19 protein-coding genes, 1 tRNA gene and 5 pseudogenes are annotated in these 21,360 nt (G+C 39.2%); 12 read left to right on the top strand and 13 right to left on the bottom strand.

Going from position 1 to position 21,360, the window contains the following annotated elements:
* Positions 1-988: 988 nt before the first annotated feature.
* Positions 989-1,076: transfer RNA gene (locus tag BTN49_RS00830), tRNA-Ser, on the top strand.
* A gap of 497 nt (positions 1,077-1,573) precedes the next feature.
* Here BTN49_RS00830 and BTN49_RS21570 read toward each other — a convergent pair.
* The 3 genes and pseudogenes from BTN49_RS21570 to BTN49_RS21565 form a co-directional block, all read right to left on the bottom strand.
* Positions 1,574-2,447, bottom strand: a pseudogene (locus tag BTN49_RS21570) (IS982 family transposase).
* A gap of 554 nt (positions 2,448-3,001) precedes the next feature.
* Complete coding sequence (msrB, locus tag BTN49_RS00820) at positions 3,002-3,388, bottom strand: peptide-methionine (R)-S-oxide reductase MsrB (RefSeq protein WP_097355630.1); 387 nt, start codon at positions 3,386-3,388, stop codon at positions 3,002-3,004.
* Between the two features lie 512 nt (positions 3,389-3,900).
* Positions 3,901-4,782, bottom strand: a pseudogene (locus BTN49_RS21565) (IS982 family transposase).
* A 779-nt stretch (positions 4,783-5,561) separates the two neighbouring features.
* Between BTN49_RS21565 and BTN49_RS00810 the strand changes: the two are divergent.
* Positions 5,562-6,233: a Bax inhibitor-1/YccA family protein gene (locus tag BTN49_RS00810; RefSeq protein ID WP_097355629.1), complete on the top strand. Its 672-nt coding sequence runs from the start codon at positions 5,562-5,564 to the stop codon at positions 6,231-6,233.
* A 123-nt stretch (positions 6,234-6,356) separates the two neighbouring features.
* Positions 6,357-6,686: a TusE/DsrC/DsvC family sulfur relay protein gene (locus BTN49_RS00805; RefSeq protein WP_097355628.1), complete on the top strand. Its 330-nt coding sequence runs from the start codon at positions 6,357-6,359 to the stop codon at positions 6,684-6,686.
* 306 nt (positions 6,687-6,992) lie between these two features.
* Here BTN49_RS00805 and BTN49_RS16885 read toward each other — a convergent pair.
* A pseudogene (locus BTN49_RS16885) lies at positions 6,993-7,370 on the bottom strand (hypothetical protein); the annotation flags it as partial.
* Between the two features lie 397 nt (positions 7,371-7,767).
* Between BTN49_RS16885 and BTN49_RS00795 the strand changes: the two are divergent.
* Positions 7,768-8,154, top strand: coding sequence for a transposase (locus BTN49_RS00795; protein ID WP_097355626.1), 387 nt, complete (start codon positions 7,768-7,770; stop codon positions 8,152-8,154).
* Positions 8,155-8,225: 71 nt separating this feature from the next.
* Positions 8,226-9,110: pseudogene (locus tag BTN49_RS00790) on the top strand (IS982 family transposase).
* Between the two features lie 348 nt (positions 9,111-9,458).
* Here the strand turns inward: BTN49_RS00790 and BTN49_RS00785 are convergent.
* From BTN49_RS00785 to BTN49_RS12525, 3 genes are all read right to left on the bottom strand, one after another.
* Positions 9,459-9,743, bottom strand: a complete 285-nt coding sequence (locus tag BTN49_RS00785) for a 2Fe-2S iron-sulfur cluster-binding protein (RefSeq protein ID WP_097355625.1) — start codon at positions 9,741-9,743, stop codon at positions 9,459-9,461.
* Between the two features lie 417 nt (positions 9,744-10,160).
* On the bottom strand, positions 10,161-10,334 hold the full coding sequence (locus tag BTN49_RS13655) for a hypothetical protein (RefSeq protein WP_158523543.1): 174 nt from the start codon (positions 10,332-10,334) through the stop codon (positions 10,161-10,163).
* A 197-nt stretch (positions 10,335-10,531) separates the two neighbouring features.
* The gene (locus tag BTN49_RS12525) at positions 10,532-10,792 is read right to left on the bottom strand and encodes a hypothetical protein (RefSeq protein WP_146678959.1); all 261 of its coding nucleotides are present in this window, start codon (positions 10,790-10,792) and stop codon (positions 10,532-10,534) included.
* A gap of 558 nt (positions 10,793-11,350) precedes the next feature.
* Here BTN49_RS12525 and BTN49_RS21560 point away from each other — a divergent pair.
* The 7 genes and pseudogenes from BTN49_RS21560 to BTN49_RS00750 all read left to right on the top strand — a co-directional run.
* Positions 11,351-12,102 (top strand): annotated as a pseudogene (locus BTN49_RS21560) (IS982 family transposase); the annotation flags it as partial.
* Between the two features lie 618 nt (positions 12,103-12,720).
* Positions 12,721-12,858, top strand: coding sequence for a transposase (locus tag BTN49_RS19790; protein ID WP_199399238.1), 138 nt, complete (start codon positions 12,721-12,723; stop codon positions 12,856-12,858).
* A 353-nt stretch (positions 12,859-13,211) separates the two neighbouring features.
* Positions 13,212-14,831 carry an ABC transporter substrate-binding protein SapA gene (gene sapA / locus BTN49_RS00770; RefSeq protein ID WP_097355623.1) on the top strand — a complete coding sequence of 540 codons (1,620 nt, stop codon included), beginning with the start codon at positions 13,212-13,214 and terminating at the stop codon, positions 14,829-14,831.
* Between the two features lie 3 nt (positions 14,832-14,834).
* On the top strand, positions 14,835-15,797 hold the full coding sequence (locus BTN49_RS00765) for an ABC transporter permease (RefSeq protein ID WP_097355622.1): 963 nt from the start codon (positions 14,835-14,837) through the stop codon (positions 15,795-15,797).
* Positions 15,784-16,671 carry a putrescine export ABC transporter permease SapC gene (gene sapC / locus BTN49_RS00760; RefSeq protein WP_097355621.1) on the top strand — a complete coding sequence of 296 codons (888 nt, stop codon included), beginning with the start codon at positions 15,784-15,786 and terminating at the stop codon, positions 16,669-16,671. Before BTN49_RS00765 ends, sapC begins: the two co-directional genes overlap by 14 nt.
* Complete coding sequence (locus tag BTN49_RS00755; RefSeq protein WP_097355620.1) at positions 16,671-17,681, top strand: peptide ABC transporter ATP-binding protein; 1,011 nt, start codon at positions 16,671-16,673, stop codon at positions 17,679-17,681. Before sapC ends, BTN49_RS00755 begins: the two co-directional genes overlap by 1 nt.
* On the top strand, positions 17,665-18,471 hold the full coding sequence (locus BTN49_RS00750) for a peptide ABC transporter ATP-binding protein (RefSeq protein WP_097355619.1): 807 nt from the start codon (positions 17,665-17,667) through the stop codon (positions 18,469-18,471). The genes BTN49_RS00755 and BTN49_RS00750 overlap by 17 nt, the downstream gene beginning before the upstream one ends.
* A 285-nt stretch (positions 18,472-18,756) precedes the next feature.
* Here the strand turns inward: BTN49_RS00750 and BTN49_RS19785 are convergent, their stop codons facing one another.
* The 6 genes from BTN49_RS19785 to ihfB all read right to left on the bottom strand — a co-directional run bounded on the left by BTN49_RS19785 (position 18,757) and on the right by ihfB (position 21,354).
* Positions 18,757-18,834 carry a hypothetical protein gene (locus BTN49_RS19785; protein ID WP_423248257.1) on the bottom strand — a complete coding sequence of 26 codons (78 nt, stop codon included), beginning with the start codon at positions 18,832-18,834 and terminating at the stop codon, positions 18,757-18,759.
* 126 nt (positions 18,835-18,960) lie between these two features.
* Positions 18,961-19,059, bottom strand: coding sequence for a transposase (locus BTN49_RS19780; RefSeq protein ID WP_394336619.1), 99 nt, complete (start codon positions 19,057-19,059; stop codon positions 18,961-18,963).
* The gene (locus tag BTN49_RS13645) at positions 19,029-19,214 is read right to left on the bottom strand and encodes a hypothetical protein (RefSeq protein ID WP_158523541.1); all 186 of its coding nucleotides are present in this window, start codon (positions 19,212-19,214) and stop codon (positions 19,029-19,031) included. The genes BTN49_RS19780 and BTN49_RS13645 overlap by 31 nt, the downstream gene beginning before the upstream one ends.
* A gap of 226 nt (positions 19,215-19,440) precedes the next feature.
* Positions 19,441-20,610, bottom strand: coding sequence for a lipopolysaccharide assembly protein LapB (lapB, locus tag BTN49_RS00740; protein ID WP_097355617.1), 1,170 nt, complete (start codon positions 20,608-20,610; stop codon positions 19,441-19,443).
* A gap of 6 nt (positions 20,611-20,616) precedes the next feature.
* Positions 20,617-20,901: a LapA family protein gene (locus tag BTN49_RS00735; protein WP_097355616.1), complete on the bottom strand. Its 285-nt coding sequence runs from the start codon at positions 20,899-20,901 to the stop codon at positions 20,617-20,619.
* A gap of 171 nt (positions 20,902-21,072) precedes the next feature.
* On the bottom strand, positions 21,073-21,354 hold the full coding sequence (gene ihfB / locus BTN49_RS00730; protein WP_097355615.1) for an integration host factor subunit beta: 282 nt from the start codon (positions 21,352-21,354) through the stop codon (positions 21,073-21,075).
* Between the last annotated feature and the right edge of the window lie 6 nt (positions 21,355-21,360).

The raw sequence follows: 21,360 nt of genomic DNA, 5'->3' as shown, positions 1-21,360 counted from the left end.
AAACTCGCCTTAAAAATTAATCCGTGATAATCTTCTCTCTAGTTAAACTAAAACCCGAGAAACTCATGCATTTATCCATGAATGGCACAATAAGTTCCATGAGTACAAATAAGGGTTTTCTGCCAGTTATCGTAACACATAACTTACTCCTGCAGCGAGAGGATCGAGAGAAAAATCTCAACACCTTCTTAGCTAAAATTTAGGTATGTGTTTAACCTCCCCATGTAAGGGGCATAAAAACTTACTGAGTAATCTCAAATAAAGGACACTATTGTGTCTTCCCAGTTCGACACCGCTGAGAAGGGGTTCCCGACACGTACCCAGTCTCTTATCACTAGGTCTTTTGTTTTCCACAGATACTGGAGATATCACTGAATATCAGTTATTCCAAGTATTCCAAGCTTGATGCCAACACTGTGATCCTTCCATAACAGACAAACATGCCGAAGGATGAACCGCCGAGTCAACTTGCTACTTGATTGTTCAGCCACATCGTAACTCTAATCTGGCCTATATCCCTTAGTAACAGAGAAATACAGCGTCATCCTATTTATGAACCAATACTGGACCTACTTTGCTACTAGACCAGACATATTATGGAGAGTTAACTTTTGATGAGTGTTTTTTGAATATCTGTTACTAAAAGTGAATAGTTACAAGCCATACGAAGTTTGATTAAACGTGTATTGTCATAAAAATAAAACCACAAATTTTACGTCATGGAAGAACCATCTACCAGTAAAAATTAATGCTAATCAAGAAACAAGCAAAGCAATTGAAATGACGTATGTTAAAAAATTAACATTAAGCAATTTAAGATTGAGTTAAAACAACATTAACTTATATATATTTTGTCTGAGTGATGACATCATTTGCTTTATACTAGAATGTTGGATATGCAGACTGTCCATATATATTAAGTCATTGACGATGTAAGAGTAAGTTATTATAGTGACAACCGTTGAAAAGAAGTGTTCAGAAATAGAACGGTGAGTTGTCCGAGTGGCTGAAGGAGCACGCTTGGAAAGCGTGTATATGGTAACGTATCGAGAGTTCGAATCTCTCACTCACCGCCATATTCAAAACCTCAACAGAAACGCTGATTAACTTATAGGTGACACATAAGAAATTATAGGTGACACATAAGAAATGAATTAATTATCACCTCGTACTCTAATTATCTGAACGCAGTAATCATTGATATCGGTCAAAACAACTTCTAAATTGTACAGGGTAACGTCCTGATTAAACTGGTAATTTAATTTAAACGATCGGATCTCAAGGATCCACAATCCACTTTAATAGGTGTTGTGAGTTCTAGCAAAAAGGAATAACAGCGAACCAGTCGTTTGTAAATCACTACTCTTCAAGAGTAGTGGAGTGCTAATTCCATCGTTAAATTTTCTTGAAATAGACTGATTATCCCTATGATAATTTTCCTAAAACTGAATGCTTTGATAACCCATAGAATCGAGCAACTTCTAGTTGATTTAGTATAGTGGAAATTCAGTTCTAACATCGTTATGGATACAATCTCTGTCGTATTCCCAAATATCTTGCTTTGTAGGTAACCTCAGATCTGCATAAACGTTTGCTTATCAAGCTAGAGTCATTTTGATACTCGGCTTCTTTTGGTTGAAATGAATACGCGCTTAGCCCTGCCATAAAGCTGATACAACTACGGTGCCGAGAATGCTTGATTTGGGATATATTTTTTAGTTTGTCAAAAACGATTTCAATAATAAATGGTTTTCGGAGTATCAGGCTGTCCCAAAGTTTCATTACTTTGGGTTTCATATTCTTTATCACACCCGTTATTATGATCACTCCCTTGTCTGCAAGATCCCGCTCCAATAGACCAGAGATATAACCTTTATCTCCGGATAAACAGCTCCAAAGCTCGTCAGACATTTCCTATACAGGCTTTCTATCATCCATGTTAGCCGTCATCACTTTGACTGCGATAATGCCACCTTGGTCATTGATAATGAGGTGTAGTTTGAAGCTGTAGAACCACCCCATCGTTCCTTTTTCTCGCTTTGCGGTACCTTTAAAAACCTAATGTCTGAGAATTCGTAGGTTGTGACAAACCTGTAGCTTGGACGAATCAACGAAGGCAATCCCTGTCGGTTTCACCTGATGGTGAGTGAGATAATAGTAAAGCAGAATAAAAATACCTTGCATGTACTTGAGCATTTGCGTGTAGCTGACTAATGCAGGCAATTCGTTGGTGAGGTAGCAGCAAACAAAGTGGATGTAATAGGTTTTAAAATCTCGATACCTAGATTGATGGAAAGTGATCACTATCGTCATCACTTTGCTAACTGAGAGGCGAAAAGGCTTGTTTCTTTATTTGAAATCGGAAGAAGTTAGGTGTTCTTCCATGCAGGGAAGAAAGTCTAGCAAAAGTCGTCGATATCGATGAAAAAAGCGTCTACTTTATTCATGCTCAAGTCCTTATTCAGTTACCAGTTTTTTTTCAAACAAGCGATCGCGACTTGGGTATTTAGTTCATTTTTTATACGCAGCTCAGGTTACTCACTTCGCTTGCGATTATTTATCGATAGATCTTGAGTAATTCTTTGGGTTATGTATTCAATACGTTGAATAGCTCGTTAGTATGACTTGCAACCAAGTTGTCTACTACTGCAGATATCATGTGCCCTAACTGGCTTTGTAATCCATGAGACAATCACTTTCTCGATGAAAATAAAATTACTGAACAGACTTCTCAATCATTAAGTCACTAAACAATGTCCTTCGTGAGGCAATCAAGTTAGAGGAGGCCGTTTCCCTAAGAGGATGCAGATAGAAAGGTGGTTGATCCCGCCTCCATTGATACATCGAAGAAATGAATAATACCGATTCATAACTTGCATACCACGAAAAACTAAGTCATGATTTTTTAAAAGGGTGATTGTCAATTAACTACGGTAGATATACAGGATTATATACAAGATCCTGCTTTGATCAAGAATAAGTAATCATGAATAGTTGGCCTTCAAACTTTGTCACGGAACGTCATGGACACTGAATTTACACAATAGCGCCGATTAGTCTCAGTGGAACTATCATCAAAAACATGACCTAAATGACTATCACATTTCATACAACGAATTTCAATGCGTATTATACCATGATTTTTCTCTTCCAAATATCTAACCGAACCATCGATCGTCATATTAAAACTTGGCCAGCCAGAGCCTGAATCAAATTTAGTGTTCGAATCAAATAGCAACTGGTCACAGCAAATACAGTTGTAAAAACCTGATTTATGGTTATGCAATAGTATGCCACTGAAGGGTGGCTCCGTTTGTCCTAATTTACATACGTTAAAAGCCAACTCAGAGAGATCATTTTTCCACTTATTGTTAATATTTACTGTCATACTTTCCTCACATACCACATGAGCATTACTCCATGTCTTAGTTTAACTTCACCCTATGGTAGGACAGCTTTAAGTAATAATTATAACACGTCTTCTAGTAATGACTTTTCCTACTCTAGATGTTTTCATTGGCTCTTGGTTGCTAACCTTTGTAAGGTTTCAAAAGGTATGTGTCTGACTCCTATTATTTTTGATACTCGCCCATGGGTTATCTATACAATACACCTAAATAAAATGAGCTTCGCATAAAAAATGGACCATGTATTCAATAAGTTGATTTCCGTTTAGAAAATAGATTTTTCCATAGTTACCAATCCTGTTATAAAACATGATATTGGCAGCAATAGACAATTAGTTTACAAGTCATACTGAACGAACAATTCAACTTATTGAAGAGTTATGGTCAAATCTGGTGTACAGCTTCCAGAGAAGAGTCCTGATGATTGACGTGTGTTTCACGAATGGCATCTCTAAATTTTACGCCTTGGATGATATCCGCGAGTAATTTAACCTCAGATCTGCATAAGCGTTTGCTTATCAAGCCGAGTCATCTTGATACTCGGCTTCTTTGGTTGAAATGAATACGCGATGAGCCCCGCCAGCAAATTGACCATAAAGCTGATATAATTACGGTGCTAAAAATGCTCGATTTGGGATATGTTTTTAGTTGGTCAAAAACAGTTTTAATAATAAATTGTTTCCGGAGTATCAGGCGCTCCTCAATTTTCATCACTTTGGATTTCATGTTTTTTCACATCCGTTATCAGTGTCACTCCCTTATCTGCAAGTTCCCGCTTCAATGGATCTGAAATATAACCTTTATCTCCGTATAAACACCCCTAAAGCTCGTTAGCCATTTCTGATACAGGCTTTCTATCATCCATGTTAGCCGTCATCACTTTGACTGAGATAATGCCACCTTGGTCATTGATAATAAGGTGTAGTTTGAAGCTGTAGAACTACCCCATCGTTCCTTTTCCTCGTTTCTCGGTACCTTTAAAAATCTGATGTCTGAGAATGCGTAGGTTGTGATTAGCTTGTAGCTTGGACGACTCAACTAAGGCACTTTCTGTCGGCTTTGCCTAACGGTAAATGAGGTAAGAGCAAAGCGGAACCAGAACACATTGCATGAACTTGAGCATCCTCGTGTAGCTAACTAATTCAGGAAATTCATTGGTGAGGTAGCAACAAACAAAGTGGATGTAATAGGTTTTGAAATCTCAATTCCCTGATTAATGGAAAGCTATCACTATCGTTATAACTCCGCTAACTGAGAGACGAGAAGGCTTATTTCTTTGTTTGATACCGGAAGAAATTAGGTAGCCTTCCCATGCAGGAAGGAAAGTCTGGCAGAAGTCGTCGACATCGCCGAAAACAGCGTCCAAGTTATTCATGCTCAAGTCCTTGTGCAGTAAATGGTTTATTTCAAATGATCAGATCTCGACTTGGGTACTTAGTTCATTTCTTATGAGCAGCTCAGGTTAATTACAATGTTCAAGTTGGTGAAGTACTGGCAAATATGAAAGCGATGAACAAAGTTAATAAGACTCGGTATTACTATAGTTCCTAGTAGCGGTTACTCGGTAGACAAGCAATGTTCGCTTGTTATTCAATGCACCTTTTTTTTGTAATTGGTTTGCTCATTTTTCATATTCCTTTTCCTTTTCATTGCTTGATATTGATGTCACTCACTTCGCTATTGGGTAGTGGCGTATTGCGCCGATCAACTTAGTTGATATCTGCCTATTATTCATATAAACTTACACAAATATAAATTACATCTACATTTATTACACATATAATGTGTAGATATAATCCGTTGCAATTTGTGTGCGCCATTAGTCATTAGATCCTGAAATACCATAAGAAATATTAAATGGAATGGTTTAATTTACTTAAGAAGATATGAGAATGATCCAAGTCCAAGCTTTCCTGAGCTACAATATCAATTATTAAAGGCAGACTAGGTATGTACGGTGCAAATAAAACAAAGCATTAACATTTGTTAACATGTTTAAACAGGATTGATTGTAAGAATAGATTAGCGTTACTTAACGGACAAGCTGTTCTGTTGAGCAATTCTATAATAAGCATGACTCGAGACGTTGTACCTAAGACATAATAAATGTCTTAGTTTATGGATTAAATACTGATACCCACTTGGGAGAACATTATGAATGACCGTTTCGTTACCAGTAACCACGCTCAGGAAAGCGTATTAGCCACCAATAAAGTGTTGCGTAATACTTATGCGCTATTGTCAATGACCCTTATTACTAGTGCCATCACTGCATTCATCGCACTGGTGGTGGGAATCACACCGATGATATCTCTGGTAATGACATTGGCTGCGTTGGGTATTGTATTTTTTATACTGCCAAAGGCAGTTAACTCATCTTCAGGCATAATGTGGACATTTGTTTTCACAGGTTTGATGGGGGCGTCTTTAGGTCCAACATTAGCATACTATTTAAGTATGCCTGCAGGTTCTTCTATAATTATGCAGGCGCTAGGCACTACGGGTCTGGTTTTTCTTGGGATGTCTGCCTATGCGATTAGCAGCAAAAAAGATTTTTCTTTTATGAACGGATTCCTAGTCGCTGGTGTTATCGCTTTGTTAGTTGCTATGATTGCCAATATTTTCCTTGGAATTCCAGCGCTAAGCCTAGCAATCAGCTCTATCGCAGTACTAATTTTTTCTGCCTTTATACTCTATAACACCAGCAATATTATCAACGGGGGTGAAAGTAATTATATTCGTGCAACCATTTCTTTGTATCTGGATATCTTCAATATATTCATTCATTTACTTAACCTTCTTGGCATTATGAGCAGCGATGACTAATCTTAGAATCCTGTAGATAGAAATCAGAAAGCACCAGAAGGTGCTTTCTGATTTCCTATCGCTGTACTAAATACCGTTCCAATAAGTCATTATTATTGCTTGAACATTGATTGAGGATGAAAATTGTTGGAATTAAATGGTAAACATACTGATACCGATGCTCAAGGCTATTTAAAGAATTTTTCAGATTGGTGTGAACAGTTAGTGCCCATACTTGCAAAACAAGAAAATATAACTCTGACAAAGGCTCATTGGAAAGTGATCTACTTTGTGCAAGCATTTTATAAAGAGTTTAAAACATCACCTAATACTCGTATGCTCGTGATGGCGATGAAAAATAAGTACGGCTCAGGAAAAAGTAGTAGTCGCTATTTATTTCAGCTATTCCCAAAAGGTCCAGCGAAGCAAGCCACCAAATTAGCAGGGTTACCAAAACCCGTAAAATGCCTTTGAGAATACTATTTCTATAGTGAAGGAAATAATACGTGTGAATTTATTTCATTAGAGCATTGAAGCTTACATGGCTTATCGTAATTTTAAGAGATCAATGAATTGCACGAATGATCCTAAGGCTGTGTCGACAGGGTCTAATAATATTGATTATGTAGACCATCATTTAGAAGGTTCGTCAGTATGACCTATCAAGGAGGTAGCGTTGATATCTATTATTACAGATATCATGCTTTTTAATAGTGCTTATCACCCTGATAAAAGTAGGCCTTTTACATAAAAACACTTATTAAATATATAACCATAATATTAGTTTAACCTCAGATCTGCGTTATTGATTAAATCTGGTCGATAACGCACTTGATCCCAATATTTTTTACAGTCTGAGTTTTTCTGCTGGCGAACAGGCATACCGAATCTCATAACTTTGTTCATCTCTTTCACATTTTCCAGCGCTTCACTAACTTGTGTATTGTAATTACGAAGAGTAAATTTAGGGCTGAGTAACTGTTTATAGCGAAACATCGCTGTTTCTGCTAATGAGCGCTTGTGATAACCACTGTCCTTTTGCCACTCTGCCAGTTTATCTCCTTTTGAAGCCGTTACAGCTTCATTTTTAGGATGCCCTTCTTCCCGGTACCTCGTGTTGTTTCGAGGTGGAATACTGGGTATTAGTCCTTTGTTCTTTCACCTAAAAATTTCCTACCAGAAACTATATGTGGTTGGGCTTAAGGTCTGTCCCTTTCTGTGATATATTTAGCAGGATTTACCAGATAAAAGACATGAATGAATTTCAAAGGTATCAAATCGAAGCTGCTTCGCTTTAAACGTATTTTCACTACGAATTAAGCCATATTCGTATCCAGTAATCCCCGCTATGACACCGATTATTATCATTCAGAAATAGCTAAGATACTGAAGTATGGAAGCTCATAAAAAGGCTTTGTCACTTACCAATGCTTGGGTTTCGGTCACGGGCAACATAAAGTTAGCTTTATGTTGTAAGGGGAAAGCTTGTCCGCAATGTGGAAAGTGTTATGCACGGTAGAGTTTAATCAAAATAGGCGGCAGCCTGTTCCATAGAGTGGGCTATCGGCAAGTTGTTTTAACATTGCCTGAGCAACTTTGTATTCTTTTCCATAATCACTCCAATCAGAAGCCTTTGTATTCTGGGTTTGTGATCTTGGCAAAAGCCTGCTTATCAAAGTTAATTCAGGCACACTTTAAGAGCGATGCGTGTGAAATCGCCGCCATTATTTTCATCCATACTCATAGTTGTAATGGCAACTACAATCCACATTTACATGTGATACTGGCTGAAGGTGCATTCTTTCCTTCAAACCAAGATTGGAAATGGTTTCAGTATTTATCGTTATCTCAGCTACGCTTATTTTGGCAAAAACACTTACTGAAGTTAATGGAGATTGAGTTTCCGGCGCGTCAATATGTGATTAACCTGAGCTGCGCATAAGAAATGAACTAAATGCCAAAGTCGCGATATGATCGTTTGAAATAAATTATTGACTGCACAGGGACTTGGGTATGAATAACCTAGACGCTATTTTCGTCGATGTTGACGACTTCTGCCAGACTTTCCTCCCTGCATGGGAAAAATACCTAATTTCTTCTTGGGTCAAACAAAGACACAAGACTTTTTGCCTCTCCGTTAGCGAAGTAATGACGATAGTGATAGCTTTCCATTAATCGGAATATCGAAAATTCAGAATTTATTACATCCACTTTGTTTGCGTTACCCCACCAACGAATTTCCTGAGTTAGTTAGCTACACTAGAACGCTCAAGCTTATGCAAGGTGTTTTAGTTCCGCTTTGCTCTTACCTCATTCACGTCAGGCAAGGCTGTCTGGGATTGCCTTTGTTGATTCGTCCAAGCTACAGGTTTGTCACAACCTACGCATTCTCAGACATCAGATCTTTAAAGGTACCTAGATAGAGAGGTAAAGAAACGATGGGGTGGTTCTACGGTTTCAAATTACACCTTATTATCAATGACCAAGGTGGTATTATCTCAGTCAAAGTGACGACGGCTAACGTGGATGATAGAAAGCCTCTATCGGAAATGGTGGATGAGCGTTGTGGATGTTTATACGGAGATAAGGGTTATATCTCTGGTCTATTGGAGTGGGAACTTGCAGACAAGGGAGTGACACTGATAACGGGTGTGAAAAAAACATGAAATCATAGGTGATGAAACTTTGGAACCGCCTGATACTCCAGAAATGATTTATTATTGAAACCGTTTTTGATCAACTAAAAAAACATATCCCAAATCGAGCATTCTCGGCACCGTAGTTGTATCAGCTTTATGGTTAACTTGCTGGCTGAGGCTTATCGCGTATTCATTTCAATCAAAGAAGCCGAGCATCACGATGATTCAGTTTGATAAGCAAGCACTTTTGCAGATCTGAGGTTAGCTAACTCTCCGATAGATTGCGCATTTCATCTGACGGTGGACGCGGATTTTTAACCGTTTTTATGTGCTGGCAAAACGATATTTAATGACAACGATAGTTATAAGGGTAACCATGAAAAGGTAGGTATGTTACAGGAAGAAAAAGTTATTGATACATGACTAAGATGGAAACACATATTGAAATGGTAAATAGAAGATATATTCGATCATCTGTATAGAAAAAAGAGTGAGAATTTAACACTGCACTCCAGAGAAGCTCATGGATTAGATAAAAATACAATGCAAATAATTAGATGTCACTCAAGGAGAGTATAGGTCATGTGATCTCGATTTATTATTCAAGTTACTTGAGGGGTTCGATTGTCACATCACCATGAATCACACATTGGCAGCCAAGACGTCTTTTATCGCCATTTATGTCTAAGTCGTTAAGTAGATCGTGCTCAGCTTCGTTTTTTTGACTGATATTTTGTGTGCCATAGATTACATCAATCACGCAAGTAGCGCACGCTGCTACATGGCATCCAAAGGGCAATTCATTGCTCTCAAAATATTCCAGTTCGATAAATGAACTGTTATTGGGGATATCAAAGGAATTTCCTGATTTGTAGAAAGTAACTTTTGCCATAACATTGCTCCATGCATGAAAGCCACAATATAGACGTTACCAATGCGCTTTGGTGATAGCGATTGTCTTACTAGAGAATAGTAAGAGTTTGTAGAAATTTCCTGCTCAAATAAGTCAATATAAATAAGAGGTAAAGCATTTCAAATTTGTGCTAGTACTGGAAGATTTTTTCGGATTTTTCTAAAAACCATCTAGAAGTCCTAATAATTTAAGAGCTATAATGAATTCTGGTATATAGCGAAAAATGGAAGTTGCCGTGTAATTTATTGAAAGTCATCTGCCTAGAACCATTATCAGAAAGATACACTACGATGACTCCTCATACTGTGGATCCACTTAATACTTGAGAAGATATATTAATCCTGAATTCATATAATAACTACAACACTTATACTCTAACATAGAAGAACAAGCTAACTACCGAAAGTGGAACGTTCTTCTCGCAAAAAAACAAGCAATACTACCCTGAATTATCAGTTGCAAAGTAAGGGAGGAAGATACCAAAGAAGAAATTAGGTATTTTTTCCATGCAGGGAGGAAGGTCTGGCAGAAGTCGTCAACATCGACGAAAATAGCGTCTAAGTTATTCATACCCAAGTCCCTGTGCAGTCAATACTTTATTTCAAACGATCATATCGCGACTTTGGCATTTAGTTCATTTCTTATGAGCAGCTCAGGTTAATCACATATTGACGCGTCGGAAACTCAATCTCCATTAACTTCAGTAAGTGTTTTTGCCAAAATAATCGTAGCTGAGATAACGATAAATGCTGAAACTATTTCCAATCTTAGTTTGAAAGAAAGAATGCACCTTCAGCTAGTATCACCTGTAAATGTGGATTGTAGTTGCCATTACAACTATGAGTATGGATGAAAATAATGGCGGCGATTTCACACGCATCGCTCTTAAAGTGTGCCTGAATTAACTTTGATAAGCAGGCTTTTGCCAAGATCACAAACCCAGAATATAAAGGCTTCTGATTGGAGTGATTATGGAAAAGAATACAAAGTTGCTCAGGTAATGTTAAAACAACTTGCCGATAGCCCACTTCAGGGAACAGGCTGACGCCTATTTTGATTAAACTCTACCGTGCATAACACTTTCCCCTTACAACTAAAGCTAATTTTATGTTGCCCGTGACCGCAACCCGAGCATTGGTAAGTGGCAAAGCCTTTTTATGAGCTTTCATACTTCAGTATCTTAGCTATTTCTGAATGATAATAATCGGTGTCATAGCGGGGGATTACTGGATACGAATATGGCTTAATTTGTAGTAAAAATACGTTTAAAGCGAAGCAGCTTCGATTTGATACCTTTGAAATTCATTCATGTCTTTTATCTGGTAAATCCTGCTAAATATATCACAGAAAGGGACATGCCTTAAGCCCAACCACATATAGTTTCTGGTAGGAAATTTCTAGGTGAAAGAACAAAGGAAAACTAAAGCAGTTTGCATCAACTTAAACATCCGTGTATAGCTCTCCTAATCAGGGGATACTATTGTTAGGTGACGGAAAATAAACTACGTGGAATACGTTTTAAAATCACGAAACCACCAATGATGAAAAGATACAATAATCATTGTTATTTCACTGATTGAAAGGAGATGACGATAGTGATAGCTTTCCATCAATTTGGGTATCTAGACTTCAAAACCTATTATATTCACTTTGTTTGTTGCTACCCCACCAACGAATTTCCTGAATTAATTAGCTACACGAGGATGCTCAAGCTCATGCAAAGTGTTCTGGTTCCGCTTTGCTCTTACCTCACGCTCCGTCTCAGGCAAGGCCGACAGGAATTGCCTTCGTTGATTCATCCAATCTACAGGTTTGCCACAACCTAGGCATTCTCAGACATCAGATTTTTAAAGGTACCTAGATAGAGAGGTAAAGAAACGATGGGGTGGTTCTACGGTTTTAAATTACACCTTATTATCAATGACCAAGGTAGCATTATCTTAGTCAAAGTGACGACGGCTAACGTGGATGATAGAAAGCCTGTGTTGGAAATGGCTAACGAACTTTAGGGGTGTTTATACGGAGAGCAAGGTTGTATCTCTAGTCCATTGGAGTGGGAACTTGCAGACAAGGGAGTGACACTGATAACGGGTGTGAAAAAAACATGAAATCAAAGGTGATGAAACTTTGGAACCGCCTGATACTCCAGAAATGATTTATTATTGAAACCGTTTTTGACCAAATAAAAAACATATCCCAAATCGAGTATTCTCAGCACCGTAGTTGTATCAGCTTTATGGGCAATTTGCTGGCGGGGCTTATCGCGTATTCATTTCAACCAAAGAAGCCGAGCATCAAGATGACGAAGATTGATAAGCAAGCACTTATGCAGATCTGAGGTTAATTAATGTTTGAACAGACAAATGTTCATTTTTATGTTGGAATGCGGACCTTATTTCGTTGAGTTAATAAGATATAGCTTTGTATTATCAGAAATAAATCCGCTATAAAAATTGATGAGAATATTTTACTTAAGGATGTAGATAAGTTTCCTGATGATTACCAGTGAGAACGAACACAACCCCTTAATGTCGCTCAACCTGCGATTAACTATGCATTAAAACACCTCAATATGCTTTAAAAAACTCTGTTTTATCTTAATAGCGTGTAAACAAAAACGTCAAGATTTCGGCGAAGAATAGAGAAACATCAAGAAGAAGGTAGATTCATCATCTACTTTACTTAGATGAAAGTTGGTTTGCCTAGAGTATGCCTATAATGCATGGTTACTCTGAAAAAGGAAGTCTATATTATGGAGTTCCTGATTAGCACTAAAAAGGAAGAATTAATGCCATCGGTGCTATTATCAATCATACGTTTTTAACGTTTAGCTTAGTAATTGGAACGTCAATGCAGAGGTATTTCACACATGGTTCGAATAAGATTCACTTCCGAAAGTTCCAGAGCAGGCTGTGATTGTTATGGATAATGCGAGTTTTCATAAGCGTGTGGCGACATGCTGGAAGCAATCGAAGCTCGTGGTTGTACTTTAGAGTGGCTTCCTCCTTACAGTCTAGATCTTAACCCAATAGAACATAAATGGGCAGATGTAAAGTCTATAAGAAGGAAAGAGTGCTGTTTTATCCGCATGTGAATTATGCCAATTAATTTTTGTCTAGCTATATACTAATTTCACACAATTTACAGCACGATGAGAAATATCTCAAATGTTGTATTCACATGCTTTAATCTGCGATTAGATTTTCATCAATGGCAACAGGTATAGGAAAAAACCATTTTATATTTGCGATCAAGAAGGTGAAATCCAACTAAAGACTAGTCACGGAATCTATTCCGTTAAACTACCATCAATTAAGATGGTTGCTAGAAATATTTTTTGAGTGATGGAAACACCGATTTTCACCATATATTCGTGTCGCGACTTGGTAGCGCAGTCGCTTGAGTGGTAGATTGTAAAACTTGATTTTATTACATAATCATTGGCTTATGAGAACTCTATATTGCTTGCTCTTCGCAAGTTTATTCCCCCTCATTTTGGTAGGATGCGAGGATCCGTTCTCAGACAACTCTATTCGCAACCGAGGGTTTATTTACTGTGGGGGTGGTCAACCCAACACATTCAATCCTCAGTTATCGGATGGTGGACTAACCACTTATACCCTTTCAAGTCAGATTTTCGACCGTCTACTGCAGTTTGATCCAGTGACATACCAACCTATACCCATGCTCGCTCAAAGTTGGATTATCAATCCTAATGGTACTCAGTACACCTTCTTCCTACGACACAATGCTACTTTTCAAGTGACCGATTGGTTTATTCCTCATCAGGGCGTAACAGCGAAAGACGTGGTGTTTAGCTTTAAACGTTTGATTAGCCAAGAACATCCGTTTCACCACGTTTCTGGTGGTAAATATCCATGGTTTGATAGCATGGACTTTGCAGGACTGGTCGATAATGTTGAAGCCCTTGATGATTATACTGTGCTCTTTACTCTATCCAGACCTGATGTGTCATTTCTTTCCACATTAGCCACCACCTATGCCGTTATCCATTCCTCTGAGTATGCAAAAGCACTGCAGCAAGAGGGTAAATTATCACGGATAGATACCCACCCAGTGGGTTCCGGTGCATTCTATTTAGATGAATACCAACCACATCAAATCATACGTTTGAAACGCCATTGGGGATACTGGAAAGGAGCCGCCCCAATGGAACAAATCGTGTACGATATAAGCATTCACGGCACAGGGACACTAGCAAAATTGGTTACACGAGAGTGTGATGTTTTGTCTTCTCCCATTGCCAGCCAGCCTTCCGTCATAGAAAAAGATCCCGACTTCGTCTTATCCTATCAGACAGGAATGAACGTGGCATTTCTTGCTCTAAACACTAAACATCCAGCCCTTTCATCGTTAGACGTCCGTCAGGCTATCAACTTGGCTGTAAATAGAGATGACATTATACAGTCCGTATATTACGGTATAGGTACGCCAGCTACAGGCATGTTACCACCGATGTCTTGGGCATACGCCGAGCATGCCAAATTTACCTTTTCCCCACGACTTGCCATAAGCCTAATGACCAAGGCAGGTTATCGCCATGGTTTCTCTGTGGATTTATTGGTTCCTCTGACCCCGAAACGATTTAACCCAAACCCAAGAAAAACCGCAGAGCTAATTCAATCAAATCTCGCAGCGATCGGCATCACGGTGAATATCCTCACTCAAGAAGATATCAACCGTAAGAAGCTTCGAGATAATTTAGATAACCTAGATATGGTGCTAACAGGATGGATTGCCGACAACGGAGACCCCGATAATTTTCTGCGGCCGTTACTTTCATGCAAAGCTCAATCTACTAGTTGGAACTTATCGAACTGGTGCAACCGTTCTTTCGACCGTTTTCTTGATGCTGCTATCATAACCGAAGACCGTAAAAAACGACGGGAACTTTATTTGCAAGCACAAACTATTTTACGTGACCGTATGCCTATCATTCCTATTGCCCATGGTGTCCATTATCAAGCAAGAAACTTGACGTTACGGGGTATGACACTTAGCCCTTTTGGAGATAAATCATTTGCAAACGTGTCTAGGAACCGATGATCTATGCTTAACTATGTACTTCGACGGCTTAATTTGTTCATTATTACTTTGTTGATCCTTACATTGATCGGCTACAATATAGTGAGACTGGATCCTTTATCTATTTATAACAAATTCGAGTTGTGGGAAGGCTGGATTCAATACCTAAGACAACTGAAGCAATATGACTTGGGAATTGCTGCAAATGGCACACCTATAACAGAATCTCTGGAGAGAGTCATCCCCGCCACCTTGGAGTTATGTTTCTTTGCTTTCCTTATCGCCCTCGTCATCGGTATTCCATTTGGCATATTAGCGGGCATTCGACGTGGTTCTGTCGCTGATGTATTTATTTCTTCTGGCACGCTATTGACCTTCTCAATGCCTATCTTTTGGATGGCGCTTTTAATGATCATGGTATTCTCTCTGTATCTAGGCTGGCTACCCGTATCAGGAAGGTACAACTTACTGTTCGAGATCCCACAAGTAACAGGATTTGCATTGGTGGACATAATCTACTCCAACCATCCACAACGTTCTCAGGCCATTGAAGACATTATCCGCCATTTAATCATGCCTACATTGGTACTTGCCGTCGCTCCAACGACAGAAATTATTACATTGCTTCGAGATTCTGTATCCGATGTAATGCACCAAAATTACATCAAAGTTGCAGCAACTAAAGGTTTGTCGAAATCTGAGATTGTAATGCGACATGTACTGAAAAACGCATTACCACCAATTATCCCTAAATTTGGTACTCAGATATCGACCATGATGACATTTGCAATCATCACTGAATCCATCTTCAACTGGCCAGGTATAGGTACTTGGCTTCTTGATGCATTGAGTTTCCAAGATTTCATTGCCGTTCAAGCAGGCGTCCTGACTGTAGGAAGTGTTGTTTTATTAGCTAACATTTTCTCTGATTTAGTCGGAGCAGCAATAAGCCCTCTTACTAGGAAGAAATGGTATGCCCTCAAATAGTATTTATCCAGAGCAACGCATACCAACACAAATACAGCGAACTTGGAATTCTTTCCGTGAGAATACGTTGGCAATGTTCGCTTTATGGTGCCTAGTCATCATAATATTTATAACTATTTTTTCACCTTGGATTTCACCTTACGGATCACAATTTAAAACAGGTCAATTCCTCCTTCCCCCCTCGTGGGATACCAGAGGTTCAGTCGATTATTTTCTTGGAACAGATGACCTGACTCGAGACATGCTTTCACGATTAATTGTAGGTTCACGATTAACATTTGGCTACGCTATCTCTGTCACACTTTCCGCCAGCGGAATTGGTATTTTTATTGGCATACTAGCAGGTATGACTTCTGGACTTAAATCCAGTTTCCTGAATCATATTCTGGATACGGTTTTATCTATCCCTTCGTTGTTACTAGCTATCATCTTTGTTGCGTTTTATGGAACAGGAGAATTTAGTATTCTTTTGGCAGTATGGTTGGCACTGATCCCAAGATTCATTCGCTCGGTCTATACTGCCGTACATTCTGAGATGGGAAAAGAGTACGTTCTGTCATCCCGATTAGACGGGGAAAACAGTTTTTACCTGCTTTACCATTCAGTGCTGCCAAACATTCTGACCATTTTAAATACTGAGGTGACTAGAGCCCTTTCTGTTGCCACTCTAGACATAGCGGCACTAGGCTTTCTAGAATTAGGTACATCAGCCCCCTCTCCAGAATGGGGAACTATGCTAGGTACCTCCATTGATCTGATTTTTACAGCACCGTGGACGGTAACTCTCCCTGGGTTAGCCATTATGATAAGTGTGTTGGTTGTAAATATTGTTGGCGATGGACTGACACGAGCGATTAATTCAGGTACAGAATAATGACGTTATTAGATATTCGACATCTTACAATCGAAATCGATACCCCACAGGGTCTCGTTAAAGCCGTTGATCGAATGAGTTTAACCATCAATGAGGGTGAAATCCGTGGATTAGTTGGAGAATCAGGGTCAGGTAAAAGCCTCGTTGCAAAAGCAATTTGTGGTGTAACCAAAGATACTTTTCGAGTAACTGCAGACAGATTACGATTAGGTAATATTGATTTGTTATCACTCCCGACACGTGAACGACGCCATGTAGTAAGCAAAGACATCGCGATGATATTTCAGGAACCAGCGACTTGCTTAGACCCATCTGAAAGTGTGGGATATCAGTTGGAAGAAGCGATTCCATCTAGTTCATTTAGTGGAAGTTGGTGGCAAAGGCTTTCTTGGCGAAAACAGCAGTCAATTGCTTTGCTCCACAAAGTCGGTATTAAGGATCACAAAAGAGTAATGAGCAGTTATCCTTATGAACTCACGGACGGTGAATGCCAAAAGGTAATGATTGCGATGGCCATTGCCAATCGTCCATGCCTTTTGATCGCCGACGAACCAACTGCAGATTTGGATCCAATAACTCAAGCCCAGATTTTTAGGTTGTTGAGTCGTACTAACCAGATATCAAATATGACAATTTTATTGATTAGCCATGATTTAACCACTGTTACTCAGTGGGCAGACCGTATCACCGTCATGTACTGTGGTCAATCGGTCGAATCTGCGGGACGCCAGCAAATATTAGAAACTCCACATCACCCATATACAGATGCACTGCTACGCGCAATGCCAGACTTTAATACAAATATTCCTCACAAGAGTAAACTTGAGACGTTGCCGGGGGCTATACCCCCGTTGCAGCACTTACCTATCGGATGTCGGTTAGGTCCTCGCTGCCACTACGCACAACGAAAATGCGTTGAAATGCCGAGAACAAGAAAAATCAAGAATCATAAGTTTGCCTGTCACTTTCCTCTTAATATGGAAGTAAAGAACTATGACCGCCCTACTTGAAGTCAATCAGTTACATAAGAATTATCACTACCGTACGGGTCTATTTACTAGAAACTTCATCGAAGCGGTTAACCCTGTTTCTTTTTCACTAGACGCCGGAGAGACATTGGCGATCATTGGGGAAAACGGATCAGGAAAATCTACGCTTGCAAGAATGCTGGCGGGTGTAGTCGAGCCTTCAGGAGGAGAAATACGTGTTAACGGTGAAATCATGCGTACCCATGATTATAAAACGCGCTGTAAGCTAATTAGAATGATTTTCCAAGATCCAAATACTTCACTCAACCCCCGCAAACAAATTGGGCAGATATTAGAAAGTCCACTCAAACGAAACACAAATATGACACCTCAAGAACGTGAACGTCGTGTCGAGGATACGCTCCGACAAGTAGGACTATTACCTGAACACGCATACTTCTATCCTCAGATGTTAGCAACAGGCCAAAAACAGCGCGTATCTCTAGCGAGAGCACTTATACTTCAGCCCTGTATCATCGTTGCCGATGAAGCATTGAATGGTCTTGACATATCAATACGCTCTCAGATCCTCAACCTTCTATTAGAATTGCAGGAACTAATGTGCTTATCTTACGTTTATGTATCCCAGCATATGGGTATTGTGAAACACATGGCCGATAAAGTGATGGTAATGCAAAAAGGCAAAGTGGTTGAATCAGGGTCAACCGCAACTGTCTTTTCTACACCTAAACATGTTTTGACACAGCGACTGATTGAAAGCTACTTCAAAGCACCCTTTATCGACAAGCGGTCACGAAACCATACAGTGTAACATCTACTCCCAAAATAAACTCACTAACTAATCTCAGATCTGCATAAGCGCTTGCTTATCAAGCCGAGTCATCTTGATATTCGGCTTCTTATAGCTTGAGCCAACCACTGATGTGCGCCTTATTTCAATAGTTCATTAAGCGGGTTTGCTAGTTTATAAAGCTCGTTAACGTTATGATTATTGTCCATGCGGAGTATTCCTTGTTGATCTGGCTAGATTAATCAACAGGTTACATCGCATCATTTCCTACCCCTACACTAGAAATCACTATAGTTCTAGGCAGTTCTAAAGTTTCATCACTTTGGCTTTCATATTCTTTTTCACACCAGTTATAAATGTCACTCCCTTGTCTGTGAGATCCATCGAAGATGGATCAGAGATATAACCTTTTTCTTCGTATAAACAGCCTCAAAGCTTGTTAGCCATTTCCGCTACAGGATTTCTATCATCCACGTTAGCCGTCGTCACTTTGACTGAGATAATGCAACTTTACTCATTGATAATAAACTGTAATTTGAATCCGTATAACCACCATATCGTTCCTTCTCCTCGCTTCGCTATACCTTTATAAATTTGATGTTTGAGAATGTGTAGGTTGTGATAAACTTGTCGTTCGGACAAATCAACGAAGGCAATCCATATAGGCTTTGCTTGATACTCAGTGAGGTAGCGGCAAAAAAGTGGATATAATAGGTTTTGAAGTCTCGATACCCAGATTGATGGAAAGCTATCACTATCGTCATCACTTATCTAACTGAGAGATGAAAATGCTTTCTTCTTTGTTTGACAACGTAAGAAATTAGGTGTTTTTTCCATGCAGGGAGGAAGGTCTAGCAGAAGTCGTTAACATCAACGAAAATAGTATCTCAGTTATTCATACCCAAGTCCTTATGCAGTCAATAGTTTTTTTAAACGATCAGATCGCGACTTGGGCATTTAGTTCATTTCTTGAGCGCAGCTCAGATTAATTTATTCTCCGTCTAGACCTCTGATAGGTTTTATTAAACCCCATCCTTTACAAGAAGGGCAGTGCCAGTACAATGAGTGTGTAGCAAAACCACATTTTCGGCAGCGATAGTGCGGTTTTATCTTTAATTGTTCTTCTACAAGGCACTTTAATGTATTAAGACTTGCCTTTGAGCGACCTTCTTCAGCTTGATCAACATGAAGCTCCATGAGCTTATGAAATCCTTTTAATGTAGGATTCCGAGTCAACTGTCGTGTAAGGAAGCTTTGTGCCATCACTGAGTTCTCATTAGAATTGATAATATCCGACATCATCAATTCCGCGGATACACCTGTGTTATGCTCAATACAGTGCTTAAGAAAACGTACTAATGCCGTCTCCTTATTCATCGTTTGATAGCAAATTTCAAGCATGGGTAGTGTTTCACTGACAAAATCCAGATCTTGGTCTAAAACTGACTCAAGCAACTTTGCTGCACATTTATATTCTGATTTATCAATGGCTAATCGAGCAAGTATCAATGAAGACCGAACACAGGACTTATCAAGGGATAATGCTTTTCGCAGAAGTGGTCGCGCACTATTATCATCACCATCTGCTATCGACAACATGGCTAGCTCACAATAAAAATGAGATATATCACGCTTAAGTTTAATTTTCCCAGCTTTAACCAAATGACTGGCAATATCAATCGCTTTTTCCCATTCCCTAGTTTGTTGGAAGATAGTGAGCAGTTGTTGTAAAGCAAATTCTCGATAATTTGGTTCATCGACCAACTGGTTAAATATTTTCTCCGCACGATCGAAAAAACCAGCAACCATATAATCTTTTGCCAATTGTTGAAGTGAGAGATTACGTTGATCAAGAGTGAGATTAGGACGCGCAATTAGGTTTTGGTGAATACGGATTGCACGATTAACTTCTCCTCGTGAACGGAAAAGATTTCCGAGTGCTAGGTGCGTATCAATCATCTCGCTATCAACTTGTAGCAGTTCAATAAATAAGTCTGCCGCTTTATCAGACTGGTCGGATAGAAGTAGATTAAGACCTGCTACATATTGACGCGATAAATGGTGAGATTGATCCTGACGGTAATGACGAGCATTTCTATTTCCCATATACCAACCGTAACCAGCAGCAATTGGTAGCAATAGAAACAACAGCTCAAGCATTGTTAATTATTCCTTTACTGGATCCGTACGCAGTTTATTTAACTCTTGGAGTTGCTTGCTTACTTGCTTCTTCAGTACCGATACAGATATCCGCTTTTTAATGTAAAGCATACCGAAAATCAACCAACCTAATCCAAAACCAATACCAAGTACAATACCCAGAAGCAAAGATAATCTAAACTCCTGCTTAGCAACTAAATAGTTAAAATTAACTATTTCTTGGTTTTGAGCGCCAAGAGCTAGAGTGATTAGAAAACAGAGGACAAATATTACGGTACTAATAATCTTCACAGCTACTCCCTCTCTAAAGATCCAGATAGCGACGATTACACGGATCAGACATTACATATTCGTCGGGAAATTCATGTGTGATTATGCAGTAATTTAGATTGTCAGACCATCTCAAACCAGAATAAAAAAACGGCATACAGAGAGTATGCCGTTCTTTTATTCAAATGCGAGTCAAGCAATATTGACACGATCACGGAGTTCCTTACCAGGTTTGAAGTGAGGAACGTATTTACCTTCCAGCTTAACTTTTTCTCCGGTTTTTGGATTGCGACCCATACGAGGAGCACGATAATGCAAAGAGAAACTACCAAAGCCACGAACTTCGATTCGCTGTCCTTCCTCAAGTGTGGTGACCATGTGTTCAAGAATTTCTTTGATACAATCTTCTACCTGTTTTACAGAGAGATGGGTTTGCTGACTGCACAGTCTTTCGATCAACTCAGACTTAGTCATGAACAC

Source organism: Candidatus Enterovibrio escicola (assembly GCF_002464935.1).
In the GTDB taxonomy this organism is placed as follows: domain Bacteria; phylum Pseudomonadota; class Gammaproteobacteria; order Enterobacterales; family Vibrionaceae; genus Enterovibrio; species Enterovibrio escicola.
This window is presented reverse-complemented; position numbering and strand designations above follow the sequence as displayed.

Excerpts from the sequence above, each read along its gene's own strand:
- sapA (WP_097355623.1), top strand. The coding sequence starts at position 13,212 with ATGAGAACTCTATATTGCTTGCTCTTCGCAAGTTTATTCCCCCTCATT.
- BTN49_RS00810 (WP_097355629.1), top strand. The coding sequence starts at position 5,562 with ATGAATGACCGTTTCGTTACCAGTAACCACGCTCAGGAAAGCGTATTA.
- ihfB (WP_097355615.1), bottom strand. The coding sequence starts at position 21,354 with ATGACTAAGTCTGAGTTGATCGAAAGACTGTGCAGTCAGCAAACCCAT.
- BTN49_RS00750 (WP_097355619.1), top strand. The coding sequence starts at position 17,665 with ATGACCGCCCTACTTGAAGTCAATCAGTTACATAAGAATTATCACTAC.
- BTN49_RS13655 (WP_158523543.1), bottom strand. The coding sequence starts at position 10,334 with ATGAATAACTTAGACGCTATTTTCGTCGATGTTGACGACTTCTGCCAG.
- BTN49_RS00785 (WP_097355625.1), bottom strand. The coding sequence starts at position 9,743 with ATGGCAAAAGTTACTTTCTACAAATCAGGAAATTCCTTTGATATCCCC.
- BTN49_RS19785 (WP_423248257.1), bottom strand. The coding sequence starts at position 18,834 with ATGGATCTCACAGACAAGGGAGTGACATTTATAACTGGTGTGAAAAAG.
- BTN49_RS19790 (WP_199399238.1), top strand. The coding sequence starts at position 12,721 with ATGCTGGAAGCAATCGAAGCTCGTGGTTGTACTTTAGAGTGGCTTCCT.
- msrB (WP_097355630.1), bottom strand. The coding sequence starts at position 3,388 with ATGACAGTAAATATTAACAATAAGTGGAAAAATGATCTCTCTGAGTTG.
- BTN49_RS00755 (WP_097355620.1), top strand. The coding sequence starts at position 16,671 with ATGACGTTATTAGATATTCGACATCTTACAATCGAAATCGATACCCCA.
- lapB (WP_097355617.1), bottom strand. The coding sequence starts at position 20,610 with ATGCTTGAGCTGTTGTTTCTATTGCTACCAATTGCTGCTGGTTACGGT.
- BTN49_RS00765 (WP_097355622.1), top strand. The coding sequence starts at position 14,835 with ATGCTTAACTATGTACTTCGACGGCTTAATTTGTTCATTATTACTTTG.
- sapC (WP_097355621.1), top strand. The coding sequence starts at position 15,784 with ATGCCCTCAAATAGTATTTATCCAGAGCAACGCATACCAACACAAATA.
- BTN49_RS13645 (WP_158523541.1), bottom strand. The coding sequence starts at position 19,214 with ATGACGATAGTGATAGCTTTCCATCAATCTGGGTATCGAGACTTCAAA.